Origin of the sequence: Paenibacillus sp. GM1FR (assembly GCF_002803315.1) — a bacterium.
GTDB lineage: Bacteria > Bacillota > Bacilli > Paenibacillales > Paenibacillaceae > Paenibacillus > Paenibacillus amylolyticus.
This window is the reverse complement of record NZ_MKZL01000022.1, coordinates 504107-525412: the sequence shown is the minus strand read 5'-3', so window position 1 is coordinate 525412 and position 21306 is coordinate 504107. Positions and strand designations below refer to the sequence as shown.

At 47.9% G+C, this 21306-nt stretch carries 17 protein-coding genes; 2 read left to right on the top strand and 15 right to left on the bottom strand.

Translation table 11 applies throughout. The features are described from left to right. Positions 1 to 39: 39 nt before the first annotated feature. The 5 genes from PAEAM_RS17835 to ftsE form a co-directional block, all read right to left on the bottom strand. Entirely contained in the window at positions 40 to 1368 is a 1329-nt protein-coding gene (locus tag PAEAM_RS17835) for a PDZ domain-containing protein (RefSeq protein WP_100528451.1), read from the bottom strand. A 64-nt stretch (positions 1369 to 1432) separates the two neighbouring features. Next, the gene (locus PAEAM_RS17830; RefSeq protein ID WP_036612405.1) at positions 1433 to 2905 is read right to left on the bottom strand and encodes a S41 family peptidase; all 1473 of its coding nucleotides are present in this window, start codon (positions 2903 to 2905) and stop codon (positions 1433 to 1435) included. Between the two features lie 135 nt (positions 2906 to 3040). Next, positions 3041 to 4321, bottom strand: a complete 1281-nt coding sequence (locus PAEAM_RS17825) for a murein hydrolase activator EnvC family protein (protein ID WP_100528450.1) — start codon at positions 4319 to 4321, stop codon at positions 3041 to 3043. A 187-nt stretch (positions 4322 to 4508) separates the two neighbouring features. Further along, positions 4509 to 5426, bottom strand: a complete 918-nt coding sequence (gene ftsX, locus PAEAM_RS17820; RefSeq protein ID WP_036612410.1) for a permease-like cell division protein FtsX — start codon at positions 5424 to 5426, stop codon at positions 4509 to 4511. Continuing rightward, on the bottom strand, positions 5416 to 6102 hold the full coding sequence (gene ftsE / locus PAEAM_RS17815) for a cell division ATP-binding protein FtsE (RefSeq protein WP_024631580.1): 687 nt from the start codon (positions 6100 to 6102) through the stop codon (positions 5416 to 5418). Before ftsE ends, ftsX begins: the two co-directional genes overlap by 11 nt. 254 nt (positions 6103 to 6356) lie before the next feature. Between ftsE and PAEAM_RS17810 the strand changes: the two genes are divergently transcribed. Then, on the top strand, positions 6357 to 7790 hold the full coding sequence (locus tag PAEAM_RS17810; protein WP_100528449.1) for a VanW family protein: 1434 nt from the start codon (positions 6357 to 6359) through the stop codon (positions 7788 to 7790). Between the two features lie 235 nt (positions 7791 to 8025). On the opposite strand, the gene PAEAM_RS17805 is transcribed toward PAEAM_RS17810, so the two are convergent. The 4 genes from PAEAM_RS17805 to PAEAM_RS17790 form a co-directional block, all read right to left on the bottom strand. Then, entirely contained in the window at positions 8026 to 9579 is a 1554-nt protein-coding gene (locus PAEAM_RS17805; protein WP_100528448.1) for an MDR family MFS transporter, read from the bottom strand. Positions 9580 to 9651: 72 nt separating this feature from the next. Next, complete coding sequence (locus PAEAM_RS17800) at positions 9652 to 10335, bottom strand: hypothetical protein (RefSeq protein ID WP_100528447.1); 684 nt, start codon at positions 10333 to 10335, stop codon at positions 9652 to 9654. 34 nt (positions 10336 to 10369) lie between these two features. Beyond that, on the bottom strand, positions 10370 to 11098 hold the full coding sequence (locus PAEAM_RS17795; protein WP_100528446.1) for a polymer-forming cytoskeletal protein: 729 nt from the start codon (positions 11096 to 11098) through the stop codon (positions 10370 to 10372). A gap of 14 nt (positions 11099 to 11112) precedes the next feature. Then, the gene (locus PAEAM_RS17790) at positions 11113 to 11736 is read right to left on the bottom strand and encodes a YhbD family protein (RefSeq protein WP_074096600.1); all 624 of its coding nucleotides are present in this window, start codon (positions 11734 to 11736) and stop codon (positions 11113 to 11115) included. A 274-nt stretch (positions 11737 to 12010) separates the two neighbouring features. On the opposite strand from PAEAM_RS17790, the gene PAEAM_RS17785 reads away from it, so the two are divergent. Further along, on the top strand, positions 12011 to 12799 hold the full coding sequence (locus tag PAEAM_RS17785) for an alpha/beta hydrolase (RefSeq protein ID WP_100528445.1): 789 nt from the start codon (positions 12011 to 12013) through the stop codon (positions 12797 to 12799). Between the two features lie 206 nt (positions 12800 to 13005). Here PAEAM_RS17785 and argH read toward each other — a convergent pair whose 3' ends face one another. The 6 genes from argH to argJ all read right to left on the bottom strand — a co-directional run bounded on the left by argH (position 13006) and on the right by argJ (position 21265). Next, on the bottom strand, positions 13006 to 14409 hold the full coding sequence (gene argH / locus PAEAM_RS17780) for an argininosuccinate lyase (protein WP_036612430.1): 1404 nt from the start codon (positions 14407 to 14409) through the stop codon (positions 13006 to 13008). Between the two features lie 107 nt (positions 14410 to 14516). After that, a complete protein-coding gene (locus PAEAM_RS17775) occupies positions 14517 to 15752 on the bottom strand; it encodes an argininosuccinate synthase (RefSeq protein ID WP_017692004.1) in 1236 nt (411 codons plus the stop codon). A 324-nt stretch (positions 15753 to 16076) separates the two neighbouring features. After that, the gene (gene argF, locus PAEAM_RS17770) at positions 16077 to 17042 is read right to left on the bottom strand and encodes an ornithine carbamoyltransferase (RefSeq protein WP_047840650.1); all 966 of its coding nucleotides are present in this window, start codon (positions 17040 to 17042) and stop codon (positions 16077 to 16079) included. A gap of 199 nt (positions 17043 to 17241) precedes the next feature. After that, positions 17242 to 18495 (bottom strand): aspartate aminotransferase family protein, encoded by a 1254-nt coding sequence (locus PAEAM_RS17765; protein WP_076328754.1) that lies wholly within the window; start codon positions 18493 to 18495, stop codon positions 17242 to 17244. 355 nt (positions 18496 to 18850) lie between these two features. Beyond that, positions 18851 to 19690, bottom strand: coding sequence for an acetylglutamate kinase (gene argB / locus PAEAM_RS17760; protein WP_100528444.1), 840 nt, complete (start codon positions 19688 to 19690; stop codon positions 18851 to 18853). Positions 19691 to 20026: 336 nt separating this feature from the next. Further along, positions 20027 to 21265: a bifunctional glutamate N-acetyltransferase/amino-acid acetyltransferase ArgJ gene (gene argJ, locus PAEAM_RS17755; protein WP_207765579.1), complete on the bottom strand. Its 1239-nt coding sequence runs from the start codon at positions 21263 to 21265 to the stop codon at positions 20027 to 20029. Between the last annotated feature and the right edge of the window lie 41 nt (positions 21266 to 21306).

Genomic DNA, 21306 nt, shown 5'->3' with positions numbered 1-21306 from the left:
TTTATTTATGCAACATACTTCATCACGTATGCTTAGTTGTTACATCTCTATGGACCCTTTATCACTGCCCACAGGGGCTGGCGGTAACGCCAAGGGAGCTTCGTCCCTGAGTGGTTTTTTCAGACGGGCAAACAATTTGAGGTTGATGATATGGAACAACGTCAGTGGACGTAACCGAATCGCCCAAACCTCGTGATTGTCCGGTGCCATAATGACCCCAAGCTGATGATGCTCCCCTTCATAGATCGCTCGTTGCATGAACTTGCTTTCACCCTGGTGATTGCGAACCTCTAGTTTGCAAAAAGCCGGGTTCATCCGCAGGGCACGATGTAACTCTTCCGGTGAATGAACCAACTTACCATTCACCTTGTACAATGTCTCACCTGCTTCAATCCCCAAATCTGCAGCAGGACTCTCCGGAATAACAGCCAATACCTTCAACCCATGCTGCGGATGGACAAATACCGGACTGCGGTTTTGCTCTTCAAACGCGCTGTACCATACCAGAAATTCATGTCCAATAAATGCAATCAGCGCAGCAACCACCATGAGTGGAGACCACCATGCAGCAAGCAAACTGAACACGAGCAAAGTTGCCCCGTATATCATCAACCGCTTGGATGAGATCTGTACCTTTTGTCCCGGAAGCATACTCTGCGTTATCTCACCAAATCCGAGCATAATCGGCAACGCAACCAGCATGTAACTATGACCTGCATTCATCAGTGGATTCCATATCAGCTCCGCGTCACCTCCTGTGACTGGAACAAGAATTAGTAGAGGAATGGCCCAGAACTGCTGCAGTTGATATCCCCCAACCAGTTTCCCGCGTTTTCCCTCGAAGAGAAGTGGTGATGCCATCGATACCCCCTGCATGCGTACCAACAAGGCTTCACCCATATGTAGAAGGGCAGCCAGGACAAGCAGTGCAGGCATATCCAGGGTACGTAGCGTTTCCGTGATAGTGCCCATCCAACCCGATGGTTGCCAGCCTGAAGCCACATTCAAACCAAATTGCAGCACACCCAGTAACCCGGCCGCATAAGCAAAGCACAGATACCGGATACGGAATAAGGATAGAATTAATGTTGCAGCCCATATGCATATCAGGCTTCCCAGTGTAAGGTGTGCACCGAGGAATAGGGACACGATCGAGACAATGGTACCGATGAGTATGCCTCCGAGCACCGCACGAATCGTCTGTGTTATCGAGCTTTGCAAACGGACATGAAACAATTTACGCTCCTGTAGTAACTGACGATGATAGATCAGCGCAATCAGGATCACCGCAATATAATAAAACGGCTGAATAAACAACTGCAACAAAGCTTCCCCTAATGTAGTTAACCACGGCCATACCCATTCCATTGTGGTCGGTCACCCCTCTCTTTCAGCCGGTTCAGAAAAAAAGAAGGCTGAAAATCAGCCTTCTTTATGGCTTCGACACAGCGGACGAAATATCCTTTGAGACATTTTCGATCGCGCGTTTCAGCTGTGCATCATATTGAGGATTGGCAATACGTTCAATCAGAGCCGCTTCCAGTGATTCAGCGGTTTTCTCGTCAATCTGGCCTGTAGCCTGAATACCTTTTTGCTTCTGGAATGCCTTGACCGCTTCTTCCGTCTTCTGGTCGTAGTATCCATCCACACGATCCGGTTTGAAATCGAGTCCTCTCAGCATCGTCTGCGCACTTTTCACATCCGAGCTATTGCTGTCATATTTCAGTGGTAACTTCTCTTTGTTAATCGGTGCCACCGAGAAATAATCCGGCTGGTCTACCGCAATATCCGGTTTAATTCCTTTTTCATGAATCCAGTCTCCGTTCGGAGTGAGCCACTTGGCAATAGTGATCTTCAGCAAGCTGCCATCACCCATCTGCTTGTCATAACTCGTCTGGACGGTTCCTTTACCAAAGGAGTTTTCACCAATCAACTTAGCACCTGCTGACTGTTGTAATGCACCGGCCAAAATCTCCGACGCACTCGCACTGCCTTTGTTCATCAGGACTGTGACTGGGTAAGCTTTGGCTGATCCATTGGACTTGCTTTGTTCCTTTTTGCCGTTCTTGTCTTCAACCTGCACAATAACCTTGCCTTTGGGAACAAACTGTTCAGCAATATCAATAACAACTTGCAATACACCGCCTGGGTCATTCCGTACGTCGATGACCAGACCTTTCATGTTCTGCTTCTCAAGCTTCGCCAATTCTTCCTTAAAGCGATCGCCTGTATTGAGAGAGAATTGGGTAATGGCAATAACGCCAATTCCGCCATCCTCCATGTGAGCATATACGGTCTCCAGATCAATGTCGTCCCGTACAATGACAAATTCAATCAGTTCTGAAGATCCAGCACGTTTAACTTGTACCTTCGCTTCACTGCCCTTGGGACCCCTGATTTTGTTAACAGCCTTGTTCAGTTCCAAACCTTGCAGGGATTCACCGTTGACCGACATAATCATGTCTTTTGCACGAATACCTGCTTTCTCGGCAGGGGATCCTTTGATTGGGGAAACAACAACCACGTTTCCATCCTGAGAGGATACCTCTGCGCCAATACCGGTAAATGAACCTTCGATCGACTCTTCAAACTGAGCAGCCGTTTCCTGCCCCATATAGTTGGAGTACGGATCACCAAGTGATTCCATCATGCCGTTGATCGCACCGTCAATCAATTTGGTCTGATCCACATCTTTATAATAGTTGCTTGAGATCAAATCCATCGCGGTTTCAATCTTCTTCAAATCGTTCTTCTGCTGTGTATTACCGGTTACACTGGCCAGCAAACCTTCGCCCGGTGTGGCCTGGCTCGCTATTCCCGGATACGTCATTAATACCAGGGTTAGTAAACTACCGCCAAGGAGACCCACAATGACAAGCAGTAGCGCCGATCTTTTCTTCATCATCCGTTTGTCACCGCCTTTAGTTTTGAAGCGTGTCCGATTCCATTGTTGCCAGAATCCATTCCCTGAACATGCCAGCTTATTATATGTCTAGCTTGTACGGAATATGTTTTTTCCATTCGAACGATGGAGCAATAATTACAAATAGTTCATCGGATTTACAGCGTTACCGTTGTCTCTCACTTCAAAGTGCAAGTGAGGTCCAGTAGAGTTCCCTGTATTTCCTGACTCCGCAATGGTATCCCCTTTGCTTACTGTGTCTCCCTTGCTGACTTTGAATCCACCTTCGCGCAAGTGACCATATAACGTCCATAGTCCACCGCCGTGGTCCACAATAACCGTATAACCATAACCGCTATACCATTCAGCCATGATCACGATTCCGCCAGAAGCAGCGTGAACCGAAGTTCCCTGAGGAACAGCAAAATCGACACCGGCATGCATCTTACCCACTACGCCCGTAATTGGATGGGTACGGGGACCGAATCCAGAAGAAATACGTCCTCCAGATACCGGTCTTGAGAAGATACCGTTCCCGGATGAATACGTGACCTCACTGCTGCTATCCGAACTCACTCTGGTTGGTGCCTTGGCTGCAGCTTTCGCCCGGGCTGCTGCCGCGGCTTTTGCTTTGGCTGCAGCGGCTGCCTGCTGTTCACGCAATTTATTTTTCTCTTGAAGAAGTGCCGAACGTTTGCTGGCAATCTGCATTAATACATCTTCCTGCTCTTGTGTCAGCTCTTCTGACTCTTCAATTTTAGCATCATATGAAGCGAGAAGCACTTGCTTTTCCGCTTCTTTTTCATTCAATTGGGACTTGCGCTGTTTCTTCTGTGCATACAGACTCTTGGCTTCCGCATATTGCACATCCAATTCTGCCTTTTTGTCCACAACCAGTTGCTTGTCCGCTTTGTGCTCATCCAGCAGATGCTGGTCCTGATCCACAATCGTTTTGAGTGAATCCGCACGGGTCAGGAAGTCAGTGAAGCTAGTAGAGGACAACAATACATCCAGATAGGATACAGCACCGTCCGTATACATCAGGCGCACGCGTGACTCCAACAATTTTTCCCTTGCAACAATGCGTTCTTCTGCCGCTTGCAGATCTTTTTTCGTTGTACGAAGATCTTCCTCCGTGTTCTCGATCTGCAAGGATACACTCGCCAGTTCATCACTAACGACATTGATCTGTTCCATAACAACCTTCAGATAAGCGTTGGTTTTGTTCTTGTAATGCTGTGCTTCCTTTTTGTTGGAAGCCGCTTTTTTTTGCTCCTGCTTGGCAGAAGCCGCCTTGCTCTCCAGTTGCTGAATCTGTTGGTCAATATCGCTGATGCTACTCTTGGCATATCCGTCAGAAGGTTGAAGCGTCAAACTGGCCAATAACGTAAAGGCCAGCAGCGAAGCGGTTTTTTTCAAAATGATGATCCCCCATCCTATGATTTCACAAGAAAGCAACCTGCACAGGTGGTGAACAGCATGTTCTTTGCTTTCTTCAATCTTAAAAGACTCCGTCTTTCCTACATATCGTCAAACAGCGTCCATTAATGAACCTGCTTTACCATTCTTTTCGACATATTCTGCAATTCGATCGTTGAAAACAAAATTAAACGTTGAGTGATTTCCGAATGGACAGTGTACTTCCCAAAATACCTACCAGCACACCAAGTCCGATCAACAGTGTTCCAAACAGCCCCCAGATTTCGCCGAGCGGAATCAAGTTAAGCATCTGCATGAAGACATCCTGACCAATCGTCTTCATCAACTGGCTGTATCCAACAAACAGCACACCAACCGTAATGACCGAGCCAATAAATCCAATGAGTGCACCTTCAATAAAGAAAGGCCAGCGAATAAAGGTATTGGTTGCACCAACCAGCTTCATAATTCCGATCTCCCGGCGACGTGCCAGAATCGTTACGCGAATCGTATTCGAGATCAGGAACATGGACATGAGACCCAGTCCCCCGACAAAAATAAATCCGATGTTACGAACAAGCTTCGTAAATTTGAACAACACTTCCACCGTTTCCTTGCCGTAGTTCACTTTCATGATCGGCTTCTCCGGGTGTTTTTCGTTCAAAGCTTCGATTTTTTGCGCCACAAAAGTGACGGTTTCCGGTTCAATGACCTCAACTTCAATGGTCTCCGGCAGTGGGTTGTTGTCCACATCGAAACCGCTAAGCACGTTATCTGCGCTCTCTCCAAGACGCTCACGGAACTCCTTGAGTCCTTCTTCCTTGGAAACAAAACGAATCTCACTTACTTCAGGCATCGCACTGATTTCTTGCTCCAGTGTGTTACGCAGGTTCTCGTCCACATTCAGTTCGAGGAACGTGCTGATCTCCACCTGGCTATCAACTTGATTCGCCATGGAGTTCACATTGAGGACCAGTAACATAAACACACCAAGAATCAATAGCGACACAATGATGGACATGATGGAGGCCACAGACATCCAGCCGTTGCGGAATACGTTTTTGAATCCCTCCCGCAGATGGCGCAAGAGAGTACTAAAATTCATAACCGTATTCCCCTCTCATCTGATCCCGTACAATCTGTCCACGTTCAATCGCAATTACCCGCTTACGCATCGTATTCACGATATCTTTGTTATGGGTTGCCATAACAATGGTTGTTCCCCGGAAATTAATCTCATCCAATAGTTGCATAATGCCCCACGACGTCTCCGGATCGAGGTTACCTGTAGGCTCATCCGCGATAATAACCGATGGGTTATTGACGATAGCCCGTGCAATGGCAATACGCTGCTGTTCTCCACCCGAGAGCTGTGAAGGTTCGCGATTTGCCTTGCTCCGCAGTCCCACCAAGTCGAGCACTTCCATCACTCGTTTCTTGATATGACGCTTCGGTGCTTCAATAACTTCCATGGCAAATGCCACATTCTCAAATGCTGTCATCCGTGGCAGCAGACGAAAATCCTGGAACACAACGCCGATGTTACGACGCACATAAGGAATCTTTCTTGGCTTCAACTTACCAATATTAAATCCGTTAATGGATATTTGTCCTTTGGTCGGAACTTCTTCTCTGTACATCAATTTCATAAATGTCGATTTACCTGCTCCGGACGGACCGACGATATAAACAAATTCATTGCGGTCGATCTTCACCGACACCCCTTGTAATGCGTGGGTCCCATTGGCGTAGGTCTTCCACACGTCCTGCATTTCTATCACATCATCACTTCCTGCTCGCATAGTTAGCCATTATCATTTCGACACAATCCCGGCATTTCCTTTAAAAAGACCTGAATTTCATCAGGGAAAAATCCACTGCGTTCCTGTTTCAATGGTGAAGCATGGATGCATATGAAGTTTATTGTAACAAATTTGTTACCTATTGAGTACCCGAAAGTTTTCCTGCATTGGATCATATATATAGAAAGTGTTACAAAGTCGGGAACAACCGAAGTATAAAGGAGCGTACGGTTATGAAAAAAATACATTTGACGGTCATTGTTCTATTCTCCATCCTCTTGATCGGCTCCGCGTCCTATGGATTGTTGTATATGTACGTGAATCAGCCTGCCCTGCCCAAAAACGTTCATGTTGGCGAGATGCTGGTGGAGGGGAAGAATCGTAAGAACGTATTGCATGAATTGGATGAACAGATCCAAAAGCTGGAGGACTGGCCTGTCACCTTTGAAGTGACTGAACCCAACCCCCAGACGATGTCGTATACCGCAGCTCAGGTGGGGGTGAGTTACAACGTTAACAGCTTGGAGTCCGCAATACAGCAGCTGGAGGAAGGTAACCTGTGGGAACGCGCTTATGCACGTTATCATTTTCCGAAAGAGTTCTCTCTCGATATGACCTATAACTCAAGACCACTCCAAGAACATCTCAGCCCTGCCTGGGAAAAAGAAACCTTTGGTACACCTGCGGACGCTGTTCGCCGCATTACCACAAGTGACAAAGTCCAGTATATCCCGGAAAAGGGCGTCCGCCGCATTGATTGGGATACACTCACAAGTCTCATTCAGACCAAGTTGCACCGAGATTTCAGTGTACTGAACCCGGATGAAAAATCCGCCCCATTGCTGATCCAGGTACCACTGTATACGCTGAAACCTGAAGTAACTCTTGATTCGCTGCGCCAGGAAGGCATTGACCGAAAGATCATCCAGTTCTCCACGGGTCTGGGCAATAGTAGTGAAGGCCGGATACATAATGTCAGCGCAGCAGCAGAAGCGATTAACGGCATGATTTTGCCTCCAGATGCCACATTCGATTATGAGAAGGTCGTCCGTCAAGCTGAAAAGGAGTATGGGTTTCGTGAGGCCCCGGTCATTGTTAATGGCAGACTAACCCCCGGAATTGGCGGGGGAATCTGTCAGGTATCCAGTACGGTGTATAACGCAGCGCTATTGACGGGTCTTGAAATTATTGAGCGTCGTAACCACTCCCTGCCGGTCAAATATTTGCCGAAAGGACTGGATGCCACCTTTGCCTCGGGAGCCATCAATTTTCGCTTCAAGAATAATACCGGAAAATCCTTACTCATTCATGCAGAGGTAAAGAACCACCAATTGATGGTGAAATTTTTCGGTACATTCCCGGAGAATGTCAGCTATGCACTTGAATCTCGTACCATTGAAACATTAAGTGTTCCGATAAAGTATGTGTCCAGTACTGTACTGCCTGATGGTGCCCAGCAGGTGCTGCAAGACGGACAGCCTGGATATATTGTTGAGACGGTAAGAACCAAGAGACTGGACGGCAAAGTGGTCGAATCCAAAACGATTACACGGGATACGTACAAAGCTCAGAATCGTCTAATTGCCCGCTCCGGTCATAGCAGCTTGCCAGATCCACAAGAACCTTCTGTTGTCGAGGATGGTATTAGCGATACGAAGCAACCTTAATTTTTTTTCAAAGCAACCGACAACTTACAGATCACGGAATGGTACAAACAAGGTCCTGCCGTAATTCATGGATAAGGATAAGCTGATCACACGAAAACAAAAAGACACACTTCACGTCCCTTTTGGGGATAAGCGAGAAGTGTGTCTCTACATTTTCAAGATAAGTTATTCGAGTTTTACCAAGGTACAATCAGCTGTACTACCTTAACTTATAGTTAGTTTACTGCATTACGGTTTAGTGACCGCCGGTGTATTCGCCTTGCTCTTCGCCTACAACCATCTTCTCTCTTCCCATGAAGAAGGAAGCGACCAACGCGAGTGCAGCCGGAATCACAGCCCAGGCAAATAACTGCACGATGGAAGAAGACAAGGCATGTGTGATGGTATCCAGCACCTGAGGCGGAATCGCCTGTCTGAGTTCTGGTGAGAGTAACGCATGCGGATCGGTCAGATCCACTCCCTGCGGCACGCCACCCGCTGAAGCACCACCTGCTTCCGCAGCTGAACCAGCGAGAGCATCGTTCATTTTACGCGTAAATACCTGGCTCTGTACGATACCAAAGATCGTAATGCCCATCGTCATGCCGAGGGACCGCAAAAAGTTAAGTGTGGAGCTTGCTGCTCCGCGCCTTTGCGGTTCAAACGCATTCATGGCTGCATTGCTAAGTACAGAGAACGACGCACCGACACCCAGACCAACCATCACCATGTAGATACGTATCGTCCAAAGGGAAGAATTCTCATCCAGTGTGGTCAGCAATCCAAGTCCAATGACAAGTAAAGCTAACGTAGGGATCATGATATTACGATACTTGATTTTGGTCATCAGCACCCCGCCCAAGGACGCTGTCACAACGGACCCAAGCATCATGGGTAGCAGCACAAGACCGGAGTTGGTCGCTTTACCACCAAGTACCCCCTGTATGAAGATCGGAATGTACACGGATGCTGTAATGAACGCCGCACCACTGAACATACCAATAACGTTACTGGACCAGTAGACCCGGTTGCGGAACATGCTGAAGGAGATGATTGGTTCTTTGGCTTTGGTTTCTGCAAAAAGGAAGAGCAGCGCTAATGCTACAAATCCGGCAAACAAGCCAAGAATCTGCCACGAACCCCAGGCAAATGTTTTGCCGCCCAGTTCCAGACCAAAGATCAGGCACACAACAGCACCGATCAGTGTTACAGCACCCAGCCAGTCGATCTGTTGGGATTGATGCTGATGGGATTCTTTATAGAAGAACGCAATAAACACAAATGCAATCAAGCCTAGCGGCAGGTTGATATAGAATACCCATTCCCATGTCGCATACTGGGTAATGTAAGCACCGAGCAGAGGTCCGAATACGCTGGAGAGGCCAAAGACGGCTCCAAACAATCCACCCAATTTACCACGAGATTCTGGTGCAACGACATCAAACATGATCGTAAAAGCAATCGGCACCAGGGCCCCCGCTCCAATACCTTGAATCGCTCTGTACATCGTCAATTCCACAATAGACGTTGCCGTTCCGCACAGCGCTGAGCCAAGCATAAACACAATAATACCAAATACAAAAAACTTCTTCCGTCCATACATATCGGATAGCTTACCAAAGATCGGCATCCCTGCCATCTCAGCCACCATGTACGCGGAGGTAACCCAGACGAACTTGTCGAGCCCACCCAGCTTCCCGACAATATCCCCCATAGCTGTTGCCACGATGGTATTATCCATCGAAGCCATTAGTATGCTGAGCAGTAACCCTGCCAGCACCAATCCAATACTGTTTTTACGTGCAACCATTGTACTCAATCTCTCCATTCACGCTCTATTCATATGACTGCATTAGTATATCCGAAATGAAGTCTGCGTTAATCAGTCCAAGGACCGATTGCTTTGCAGCAAAACTTCCGATTGCGGATGAATTTGCAGAGATGAACGATATTCCACTGTACCAATCCGGCAGCCAGGACCGATTTTTATTTTATCGCCACGGACAATCTCGGCCTCCGTATTCTCTAATTCAATGTCATCACCTTCGATAATCTGTGCCTTGAGAATTGATTTATTCCCCGTAAACAAGTCATTCAACCGGCCACTCTTCACCGAGATGATGGAACCACCCATTTCCTTGACCTCGGATGGACCCATGATTTTGAGTGTCATGTGTTCAGCGCTTAGCATCCCCGCTATCGTCAAACGCCCGTTCAGCTTGATATTTTCCGCCTGACAATCCCCTGACAGATGAAGTTCACCGACCACTTTTATATGCTCAGCTTTGGCATGCAGGCCAGATGCCTGGATTCCATCCTCACCATCGTTGCTGGTCTCTCGCTCTGTTAGAGTCAGGGTTCCGGTAATTTTAATATCTGTGGATTCAAGCGATCCGTATATGACCGATGTACCCGTACATTTGAATCGTTCACAAGATAGATTGTCGTTAAAGGACGCGTCCCCTACGACCTTGATCTTGCCGTACACGCCACCAGAAGAACTGCCATCACCAACGATGCTGATATCCATTTTTTTGTCCAATGAACGCCCAGGATTGTTATTCATGTCGATCCCATCCCTTTCTCTCCATATCCAAACTTTAAATTCGCTGACTGCTGCCCACCTTGGCATCCTGATCTACCTCAAGTTCACCTGAATACTCAACCAGTCTGATGTTACAGCCGCGACCGATAAAAATGTTACTCCCCCGAACAATGTCAGCTTCGGTATCTTCCAGCACAATCTCATCACCCTCAATTAAGGAAGTCTTAAATGAAGGAGTCCCGCCCAGACCAATACTTTTCCAAAAGCCATTCTGTTGTTCCTTGCGACGAATATCGATACGCTCTCCGCCAATCTCTTTGGCCGAAGAAGATGTATGCAGCCTGATCTCCACTGTTCCCGCATTCAGTAAGCCGCTGATCTTAATATTGCCCCGTACATTCAGGGACTCGCATTGCACATCGCCTTCAATATCGATCACACCGCCAATATCAATTCGTTCCCCATCCACTCTTCCACGTACGGTACACTTCCCGTTCACTTCAAGCACAGGGCTATTGAGATCTCCATTAATCGTAGTCATGCCATCCACACGAACACGAGAACTGGTCAAAGGTCCATTCAACGTGCACATGCCGTTAATCGTTGCACTCTCGGAGCTCAAAGCGCCGTGCATCTTCAATGTTCCATTCACTTCCATAGAGGTGCAGTCCAGGTTGCCGTTCACCTTAGCCATGCCATCAATAGATACACGGTGAAAATTCCCGCCTGCCGTTTGACTTATGCCCGCCACATTCAGATCATTCCGCTTATTCCGCTCTTCCATAGATGATCCTCTCCTTATCCCAATTTGAGTTTTAATTCTTCCATAAATGTTCCCATCGGCTGCCTAAGAACCACTTTCACACCATTGTCAAAATAAAACTCTGTTCCTGCTGTTACCAGCATGAATGAAGGAACACCCATCTTACGAATAAGCACGAGTTCGCTGGGTTTGCCTGTAAAACGATAATAATGTTCGGACATCACTTCGATCAGCAACGCACCCTCTTGCCGAGTAATATCTCCGCTCATTAACAGCTTATCAAGGACGTAGAGCATCATAATCTGCTCCAAAGCATACAGCGATTGTTCTCGACCTGCTTCTTTTAACAGATCCAGCGATATTTGTGAAACAATGTTTCGCTCTAACAATTGCTCTGCAGACATCTCTACTTCACCCAACGTAGGTGAGAACACGTCTGCCAGCTCATCCAGCGATAATCCGTCTTTCATATTGAGAATCTTGTCAATGCGCAGTAAAATCTGTTGTTTTGGAAAAAAGGTTTCTTGTCCGGTGTAGGACGACTTCCGAATGAACCATTCTTCCGGAATGAGATTTTTACGCTTCCAGCGGTATAACTGGCCGTATGAGATTCCTGTCAGGTCCAGCAATTCTTTCTTGGAGATCAAATCATCCGTCATATATGGTCCCCCTTTTTATTGAAATGAGTGTAACATAACATTGTTACGTTGTAAACTACATTGATAAATCGATGATCAGATTACAGACTTCCATTTTAATCACTTGTGTGAAATTCTTTGTTTTCTACTGTAGATCTTGTTATTGCAATGGAAGCATAATGCGTATAACCTGTTACATATAAACACTTTGGAGGCCTAGGCATCCGATTTCCATCCCATCGTCTCATGTCAGAACACGTGGTTAACGAACTTATGAAAGGGGTTTCTTATACTCATGGCACTTATTAAATGTGATTTTTACTCGGATACGCTCGGGCTTAGCACCAGCATGCATGTCATTCTGCCGCAACAAACCCACAATCAGATCGGCATGGAGAATGTGACTGGCAAAGGACTACACCCAACCCTGTACCTGCTGCACGGCCTGTCTGATGATGATTCCATCTGGCTGCGTCGGACTTCCATCGAACGTTATGTGGCCAACCTCGGGATCGCCGTTGTTATGCCACAGGTTCACCGCAGCTTCTATACAGATATGGTAGAAGGCGGACGTTATTGGAGCTTTATCAGTGAAGAACTCCCGGCACTTGCTCGTTCTTTCTTCCCACTCTCAGACCAACGGGAGGACAATTTCGTTGCCGGATTATCCATGGGTGGCTATGGGGCGTTCAAGCTGGCCCTTCGTAAACCAGATCAATATGTTGCAGCTGCCAGTTTGTCTGGAGCACTCGATATGTCTGCACATATGGATAGAAACGCATCCTCAGCATTGCAACAGACGGAGTTACAACGTATTTTCGGACCAGAGGTGGCAGGCACCGAGAATGATCTGATCCATCTGTTAAAAGAAAATCAATCTAGCGAAAATCCTCGACCTTTGCTCTACCAATGCTGCGGAACGGAAGATTTCCTGTATGAGGATAATCAAACCTTCCGTCAAGCCTGTGAACAGACGAACTTCGAACTGACATACGATGAAGGGCCTGGTGAACATGAGTGGGGCTACTGGGATGCCAAGATTCAGGATGTATTGAAATGGTTGCCTTTACAAAAGCGCGATTAGTGGAGAATTGCAATGGAGCTACCGCGAGTAACTAAACTGGTACTCCGATAGTAGAACAACCTACCTTCCGTTCGCGGTTGAGTTCAATATATCTAGAGCACATCGCTGTACAACACAAAGAAGCAGGCCGTTGAGAACAAAGTTCTCTGGCCTGCTTCTTTGTTGTACTGTTGTATCTGTAAGTGTACCTTATAGTAGCGGTGGTATTAACCGCGGTTCGTAATCCATTGCTCGGTGATCTCCAGTACCTTCTCACTGCGTCCAATCGCTTCAGCGACTTGACCCGAAGCAGTTCCGCCGTAAACATTACGAGCGTTCACTACCGCTTCCGGTTGCAGCACATCATAGATCCGGTCATCAAACAGTGGTGAGAACTGACGGAATTCATCAATCGTCAGATCCAGCAAATACTTGCTGTTCTGGATGCAGTACAGTACCGTTTTACCAATCACTTCATGCGCCTGACGGAAAGGCAAACCTTCGCCTACGAGGAAGTCGGCAATATCCGTAGCATTCGAGAAATCCTGGTTGACCGCTTGACGCATGCGATCCTTGTTCACTGTCATTGTCGCGATCATTGGAGCAAACAGTTGCAGTGCACCCTCCAGCGTCGCTACTGTATCAAACATGCCTTCTTTGTCTTCCTGCATGTCTTTGTTGTATGCCAGCGGAAGAGATTTCAGTACTGTCAGCAAACCGATCAGGTTGCCGTACACACGTCCTGTTTTACCACGCACGAGTTCAGGAACGTCCGGATTTTTCTTCTGAGGCATGATGCTGCTGCCTGTGCAGAATGCGTCGTCCAATTCCACAAAACCAAACTCCGTGCTGCTCCACAATACCAGCTCTTCACTCAGACGGGACAAGTGAGTCATGATCAGCGAAGCCGCCGCCAAGAACTCAACGATAAAGTCACGGTCGCTTACTGCGTCCAGACTGTTCTCGTAAACCCCATCAAAGCCCAGTTGTTCCGCCACAAAGTGACGGTCAATCGGGAATGTTGTGCCCGCGAGCGCACCTGCGCCCAGTGGCAGAATATTAATGCGTTTGTAGCTGTCCATCAGACGCTCCGCATCCCGTTGGAACATGGAGACATACGCCATCAGGTGATGTGCGAACAGAATTGGCTGCGCCCGTTGAAGATGCGTATAACCCGGTACAATTGTATCGAGGTTATCTTTTGCTTGTCCAATCAGTGCTTCCTGCAAGGAATGCAGCATGCCTACAAATCCAACCACACGCTCACGCAGGTATAAGTGCATATCTGTTGCAACTTGATCGTTCCGGCTACGGCCTGTATGTAATTTACCGCCTACAGGACCAATCGTCTCGATCAGGTTTTTCTCAATATTCATGTGGATGTCTTCGTCCGATACGGAGAATTCCACTTCGCCCGCACGGATTTTGTGCAGAACGGTGATCAATCCTTCTTTGATCGTCTCTACATCTTCCGCCGGAAGAATGCCGCATTTGCCCAACATCGTCACATGGGCCAGACTGCCCTGAATATCTTCCTCAGCCAAAGCCTTGTCAAAATTGATTGATGCCGTATATTCCTCAACCAAATGATTGGTTTGTTTTGTAAAACGTCCTCCCCACAGCTTGCTCACGGTGAGTACTCCCCTTTCGCTCATGGACAAAGCCGCTCCTGCCAGATGTGCAAGAACGGCCTGCCTTGTCATTTATATTGATATAGCTCTATAGATGCAGGTTGAAATTAGTTTTTGTTTTGCTCCACGCCGGAGTTTACTTTCAAACGCAGTGCATTCAGGCGGATAAAGCCTGTTGCATCACCTTGATCGTAGGCTTGCGTTGGATCAGCTTCCATCGTTGCGATGTCCGGATTGTAGAGACTGACAGGACTTTTAACACCTGCGCCGATGATGTTGCCTTTGTAGAGTTTCACACGAACCGTACCTGTTACGTTCTTCTGACTTTCAGTCACCAGTGCTTGCAGCGCCAGACGTTCCGGTGCGAACCAGAAGCCGTTGTAAACGAGTGTGCTGTAACGTGTGATCAGGCTATCACGCAGGTTCATCACTTCACGGTCCATCGTGATGGACTCCATTTTGCGATGTGCTGTGAACAGGATTGTTCCACCTGGTGTTTCGTATACGCCACGGCTCTTCATACCAACAAAACGGTTCTCAACCATATCTACACGGCCAATACCATGTTTGCCACCCAGCTCGTTCAGTTGCTCCATCACTTGCAGCGGGCTCAGGCGCTCACCGTTCAGTGCAACACAGTCACCTTGTTCGAATTCCAGTTCAACATATTCCGCTTGATCTGGTGCATCTTCAGGTGCACTGCTCAGCAGGAACATGTCTTTGTTCTCGTCCGCGCTTGGATCGAACCAAGGATCTTCTAGCACACCGCTCTCATAGCTGATATGCAGCAAGTTACGGTCTGTGGAGTATGGTTTAGCCGCAGAAGCGGTTACCGGAATGCCATGTTTCTCAGCGTACGCGATCATCTCGGCACGTCCCGGGAATTGGTTACGGAATTCTTCCAGACGCCAAGGTGCAATTACGTTAATGTCTGGTGTCAGTGCAGCCGCGTTCAACTCAAAGCGAACTTGGTCATTTCCTTTACCTGTAGCGCCGTGAGCGATGGCTGTAGCACCTTCTGCACGAGCGATATCCACCATACGTTTAGCGATCAGTGGACGAGCGATACTTGTACCAAGCAGGTATTGTCCTTCATAGAGGGCTCCTGCCTGGAACATCGGATAGATGAAATCTTTTGCGAATTCATCGCGCAGATCGTCGATGTATACTTTGGAAGCGCCTGTTGCCAGTGCTTTTTCCTCCAAACCATCCAATTCATCCTTTTGTCCAATATCCGCTGTGAATGCAATAATCTCTGCATCATACGTTTCTTTCAACCATTTCAAAATTACAGATGTGTCCAACCCGCCTGAATACGCGAGTACAATTTTTTCCTTAGCCATGTTCAATGGTCCTCCCCAAGATCAGTTAAGTTAAACAGAGCCTTCATACACTGAATCCTACGAGCCAGAAAACCCTTCCGATCACTGTTATCCCCAGATTTTTTCATCCCTTTATGATAAAGGGTAAAATCCGGGGATAGCCTATGCTTCCGATGCAGCTTTCTTTCAGAAAGCTTTCAGGTGCACGCTTCGCTTCTTCAGGCTTTTTCTGTCTCTCCGTTTTTGTGTATGCTTCTTGTTTAATTGACTTTTTAAAGTACATTATAGATGAATCTATCATCGCGAAATCTGCGCCTAAAATCAACCCATAAAGGCAAATAGCATCTATTCGCTCATTAACGCAGCCATTAATGCTTTCTGTGCATGCAAGCGATTCTCCGCCTGATCAAAGATCAGAGAGTTCGGTCCGTCAATTACACCGGCACTCACTTCTTCGCCGCGGTGTGCTGGCAGACAGTGCAAGAACATGTAGTCCGGCTTCGCGCCTTTCATCAGTTCCTCGTCCACTTGATATGCGGCAAATGCCTGCTCACGAATCTTCTGCTCTTCCTCAAAGCCCATGCTTGCCCATACATCCGTATACACGATATCTGCATCTTTGGCTGCTTCCTGTGCACTGTACGTTACAGTCACTTCAGAACCGCTCTCCTGTGCGATAATGCGCGCCTGCTCCACAACTGCGCTATCCGGCTCATAACCTTCTGGCGTTGCTACAGCAACATGCATACCCATCTTCGCTGCACCGAGCATCAGGGAGTGTGCCATATTGTTGCCATCTCCGATGTAGGCCATTTTCAGACCTGCGAGCTTGCCTTTGTGCTCCAGCACCGTTTGGAAGTCTGCCAGTACCTGACAAGGATGCGCTGCATCGCTCAGGCCGTTAATGACTGGAACATCCGCATGCTCTGCCAGTTCAGTTACATTATGGTGTCCAAAGGTACGGATCATGATGCCGTCCAGGTAACGGGACAATACTTTGGCTGTATCATGTGTTGTTTCCCCGCGACCCAGCTGAATATCATTTTTGCTCAGGAAAAGTGCGTGTCCGCCCAATTGGAACATACCCACTTCAAAGGATACACGCGTACGTGTGGATGATTTTTCAAAAATAAGTCCGATCGTTTTACCTTTCAACGGTTGAAAAGGTACACCGCTTTTTTGCTTGCCTTTAATCTCAATCGCGAGATCAAGCAGATAACGAATCTCCTCGGCCGTGTAGTCCGTGAATTCGATAAAATCTCGGCCTCTCAGATCAATCTTCTGAATCTTTTCCGTCTGTTGTGCTGTCATGTATAATGTCCTCCTTATTTCCGGTTCCCTGCACCCGCATGGGCAGAAGAGAGAGCAACATTGACACTTTGTCTTGGTGCTTCTCAAGTTTATTCATTTCCACCTTCTGCAAGTTCACCGCGCGGCTACAGGGATTCATCATCTCGCTCTGCTTCGAGGCCGGTAATGGCCCCGAGACAGAAAGGTTCTCATTTTTATGTTAGGCTTTCGCCGCTACGTGCTCTTCGATCAATGTGGCTACCAAGGATACCGCCTCGTCGATCTCTTCTTTGCTCACATACAGGTTCGGAAGCAAACGAATCACATTTGGTCCTGCAGAGACAAACAAGATACCGCGCTTTTGCCCAGCAAGTACAATATCACCTACCGGCTCAGCACATTCTATGCCGACCAACAATCCCAAACCACGAACTTCCTTCACAAAGGAATTACCCGCCAAACGATCCCGTAGGGAGCTCATCAGGTATTCGCCCATCTCCGCTGCACGCTCTGGCAAACGATCTTCCAGCATCGTTTCAATTGTTGCGATTACAACGGATGAAGCTAGTGGTGTTCCACCAAATGTCGTCGCATGGCTACCTGGCGTGAACGCATCCCGCAGGAAACCTTTACCCAACATCGCGCCTACAGGGAAACCACTGCCGATACCTTTGGCAACGGTGAACACGTCTGGCTCAATGCCATAATGTTCGTGCGCAAACAATTTACCCGTACGTCCCATTCCCGTTTGAACTTCATCAACTATCAACAGTAACCCATGCTCGTCACACAATTTCCGTACATGTTTGACGAATTCCGGTTCGACCGGATATACACCACCCTCGGCCTGAACCATTTCCAGCATAATAGCTGCTGTGTTGGGTCCAATTGCCGCTTCAAGTGCAGGGATATCATGCAAAGGTACAGTTACAAATCCGGCTGGCAATGGTAAAAATCCTTCTTTCACCTTATCCTGTCCGGTTGCTGTCAGTGTAGCAAGTGTCCGTCCATGGAAGGACTGGGCAAATGTGATCACTTCATAGCGATCTGTGCCTTTCACCTTTTGGTGATAACGACGTGCAACTTTGATAGCTGCTTCATTCGCTTCGGCACCACTGTTGCAGAAAAACACTGCGTCAGCACATGTATTGGCTGTCAGCAATGCTGCTGCTTTCTCCTGGCCTGGAATCTGGAACAGGTTGGATACATGCCACAGCTCATCAATCTGAGCTTTCAGCTTGGCTCCAACTTTCTCCGGTGCATGGCCCAGGCTAGTTACAGCGAGTCCGCACATGAAATCGAGATAGCGGTTCCCCTGGTCATCCCATAACCAGCTGCCTTTACCTTTGACCAGACTGATTGGATAACGCGCATACGTTTGGAAAAGCGAGCTTTCCGTCTGTGCGGCTGCACCTGTTGCTGTTGCGCCCGCTACCGCTGTGCCAGAACCTGGCTGTTCGTTGCCTTTTGCCATGACCCTATCACTCCTTATTGGTTGGTGCACGCCTAAGGTGAATAACACATAACACTAAACCTCTTCGATTGCAGTCCATCTTCCGAACGTATGCATACTTCCACTTCGATGACAGAACAACCTTCTGATCGCTGTTATCCCCGGATTTCTTTGATAAATTTTCTGAAGGTTGAAATCCGGGGATAAAGGCGCACGCTTCGCTTCTTCAGGTTATTTCTGTCCTCTCCGTTCTTGCGTCTTTTCTTCAGATTGGCTCTGCACTCTTCCGTTATCGCGTTATGCCCATTCACAAAAAAATCGTGCACATATTTTTTTATTTAAATAAGACTATTAAGACCCTAGCGTATCGAGCAAATTATTGCATACGGATGATTCTTGTTCCGATGATTTCTCCGCTGAGCACGCGGCTCAGGATTTGAGGTTCGCTGCCGTCTACGATGACGACCTCACGTACTTGGCCATGAATACATGCAATTGCTGCACGTACTTTGGGAATCATACCGCCATAGATTTCTCCGGTCTGGATCATGTCCTCAATCTCTTGTACAGATACGGATGGCAGTACTTTTTTCTCGCCGCCTACGTTCTTCATGATGCCAGGAACGTCGGTCACGACAATCATCCGGCTTACGCCGAGATGAGATGCCACTGCACCCGCAGCTGTATCTGCGTTGATATTGTAGCGTTGCCCAGTTGCATCTACGCCAACTGGTGCAATAACCGGCATATAACCCATATTCACGATGCCTTGGATAATCTCTGCGTTCACACCAGTGACATCGCCTACCCAACCGATCTCTGCGTGGTTCGATACGGGCTTCGCCTGAATCAGACCTCCATCGACGCCGGACAAGCCTAGTGCACGACCGCCCACACGTTGAATCAGACGTACGATCTGCTTGTTGATACTTCCAGCGAGCACCATCTCCACTACGTCCAGCACAGGTTCAGTCGTTTTGCGTAGGCCATTAACGAATTCGGTTTCGATACCAAGCTTCGCCAGGTTATCCGAGATCGCCGGACCTCCACCATGCACGATTACTGGCTGTGTACCCTGAGACTGCAAATCACGCAGATCCGCAAAGAAAGACTCAGGCAATGCCGCCAGTGTGCTGCCTCCACATTTCATGACAAACATCTGTTTCTCTGTGCTCGCTTCCGTTGCGGTACTCTCGTTTGGCATTGTTGAATTCATGAGGGCAAGCTCCTTCCATAGTAAAAATTACATTCAAAAAAATATAACACTTTTATAAGGTGACGAAGGCTGGTAGGAGTCCATTCCGAATTCGGATTGTTCTTTCGATCGCTGTTGTCTCCAGGTTTCTTGAATTATCCCTATATAGGGGAATACCCGGAGACAAAGGCGACCGCTCCGCTTCTGCAGAATCAATTCCGTCTTCTCCATTACTATCGCTATATGTCCAACACCAAACAACAAGTTTAAATTTCATTGATAATTTTTGAAACATCTCACGAAACAGCTTCACAATAGAAGACAGCTGTTTCGTAAAACCTTTACCCCAAAGGTTTATTACGTGCGGTATGCTGCGTTAATTCGGACGTAGTCATACGTCAGGTCACAGCCCCAGGCTGTTGCTGTTCCTTCGCCGTGGTGCAAATCCACCACGATGCGAACTGTATCAGTCTGCAAATAGGCCAATGCCGCTTCTTCGTCAAACACGACTGGGCGGGACTGCGCAAGTACCGAAATATCTCCCAAACGGATATCTACGGTATCCGGGTTCACCGGCTGTCCTGCACGCCCTACGGCTGCAATAATCCGTCCCCAATTGGCGTCAGCGCCAAACATGGCTGATTTCACAAGACTCGAACCGATGACAGTTTTCGCGATTGCTTGCGCGGATTCATCACTTACCGCACCTGTAACTTCTACCTCGACCAGTTTGGTTGCTCCTTCACCATCGCGAGCAATGGCTTTGGCCAGCACTTGGCATACATAGGTGAATCCAGCTGCAAAAGCATCCCAGTCCGGGTGCTCCATCGTCAGCTCTTCATTGCCTGCATATCCACTGGACATAGCTACCAGCATGTCGTTTGTACTTGTATCCCCATCAACGGTAATCATGTTAAATGTATGATTGGTTGCCTGGCGCAACAGGCTCTGCAACGCTTCTGCACCAATGACCGCGTCAGAGGTCATGAAAGCGAGCATTGTCGCCATATTCGGATGGATCATTCCCGAGCCTTTGGCGGCTCCCGCAATCGTAACCGTCTTACCGTTAACTATAACGGAGACGCAAGCTTCCTTTTTTACCAAATCCGTTGTCAGAATCGCTTGTGAAAATTGCTCCGCCTCATTCGACTCCTTGCCCATATGCGCTGGAAGACCAGTAATGCCTGAATGTACAGCATCCATCTTGAGCAATTCACCAATGACACCTGTGGATGCCACAGCCACGTCTTCTTCTGCCACACCCAACTCACGCGCAGCCGCCGAACGCATCGCATAAGCATCTTCTTCCCCTTGTTGCCCTGTACATGCATTGGCATTACCACTGTTAACGATAACAGCCTGAAGGCGTCCGTTGCTCAAGCTTTCGCGCGTTACTTTGAGTGGTGCCGCCTGAAACACGTTCGTTGTGTATACAGCAGCAGCTGTAGCCGGTACATCACAGCGGATCGCTCCGATGTCATTACGAGATGTCTTTTTCAATCCGCAGTGAAGTCCACCAGCAGTGAATCCCCCAGGGGTTACAATTGTTCCGTTCTCAACCACGGTAAAAGTATGTTGCTCCACATTCGTTCCCATATCATATCCCCCGTATGCGTTCAGCTATATGCTGATGATCC

Coding starts and splice junctions, on each gene's coding strand:
- ftsX (WP_036612410.1), bottom strand. CDS start 5,426: ATGAATTTTAGTACTCTCTTGCGCCATCTGCGGGAGGGATTCAAAAAC.
- PAEAM_RS17810 (WP_100528449.1), top strand. CDS start 6,357: ATGAAAAAAATACATTTGACGGTCATTGTTCTATTCTCCATCCTCTTG.
- PAEAM_RS17795 (WP_100528446.1), bottom strand. CDS start 11,098: ATGGAAGAGCGGAATAAGCGGAATGATCTGAATGTGGCGGGCATAAGT.
- PAEAM_RS17835 (WP_100528451.1), bottom strand. CDS start 1,368: ATGGAATGGGTATGGCCGTGGTTAACTACATTAGGGGAAGCTTTGTTG.
- PAEAM_RS17785 (WP_100528445.1), top strand. CDS start 12,011: ATGGCACTTATTAAATGTGATTTTTACTCGGATACGCTCGGGCTTAGC.
- PAEAM_RS17800 (WP_100528447.1), bottom strand. CDS start 10,335: ATGAATAACAATCCTGGGCGTTCATTGGACAAAAAAATGGATATCAGC.
- argJ (WP_207765579.1), bottom strand. CDS start 21,265: ATGGGAACGAATGTGGAGCAACATACTTTTACCGTGGTTGAGAACGGA.
- PAEAM_RS17830 (WP_036612405.1), bottom strand. CDS start 2,905: ATGATGAAGAAAAGATCGGCGCTACTGCTTGTCATTGTGGGTCTCCTT.
- argB (WP_100528444.1), bottom strand. CDS start 19,690: ATGAATTCAACAATGCCAAACGAGAGTACCGCAACGGAAGCGAGCACA.
- PAEAM_RS17790 (WP_074096600.1), bottom strand. CDS start 11,736: ATGACGGATGATTTGATCTCCAAGAAAGAATTGCTGGACCTGACAGGA.
- PAEAM_RS17805 (WP_100528448.1), bottom strand. CDS start 9,579: ATGGTTGCACGTAAAAACAGTATTGGATTGGTGCTGGCAGGGTTACTG.
- argF (WP_047840650.1), bottom strand. CDS start 17,042: ATGACAGCACAACAGACGGAAAAGATTCAGAAGATTGATCTGAGAGGC.
- PAEAM_RS17775 (WP_017692004.1), bottom strand. CDS start 15,752: ATGGCTAAGGAAAAAATTGTACTCGCGTATTCAGGCGGGTTGGACACA.
- PAEAM_RS17765 (WP_076328754.1), bottom strand. CDS start 18,495: ATGGCAAAAGGCAACGAACAGCCAGGTTCTGGCACAGCGGTAGCGGGC.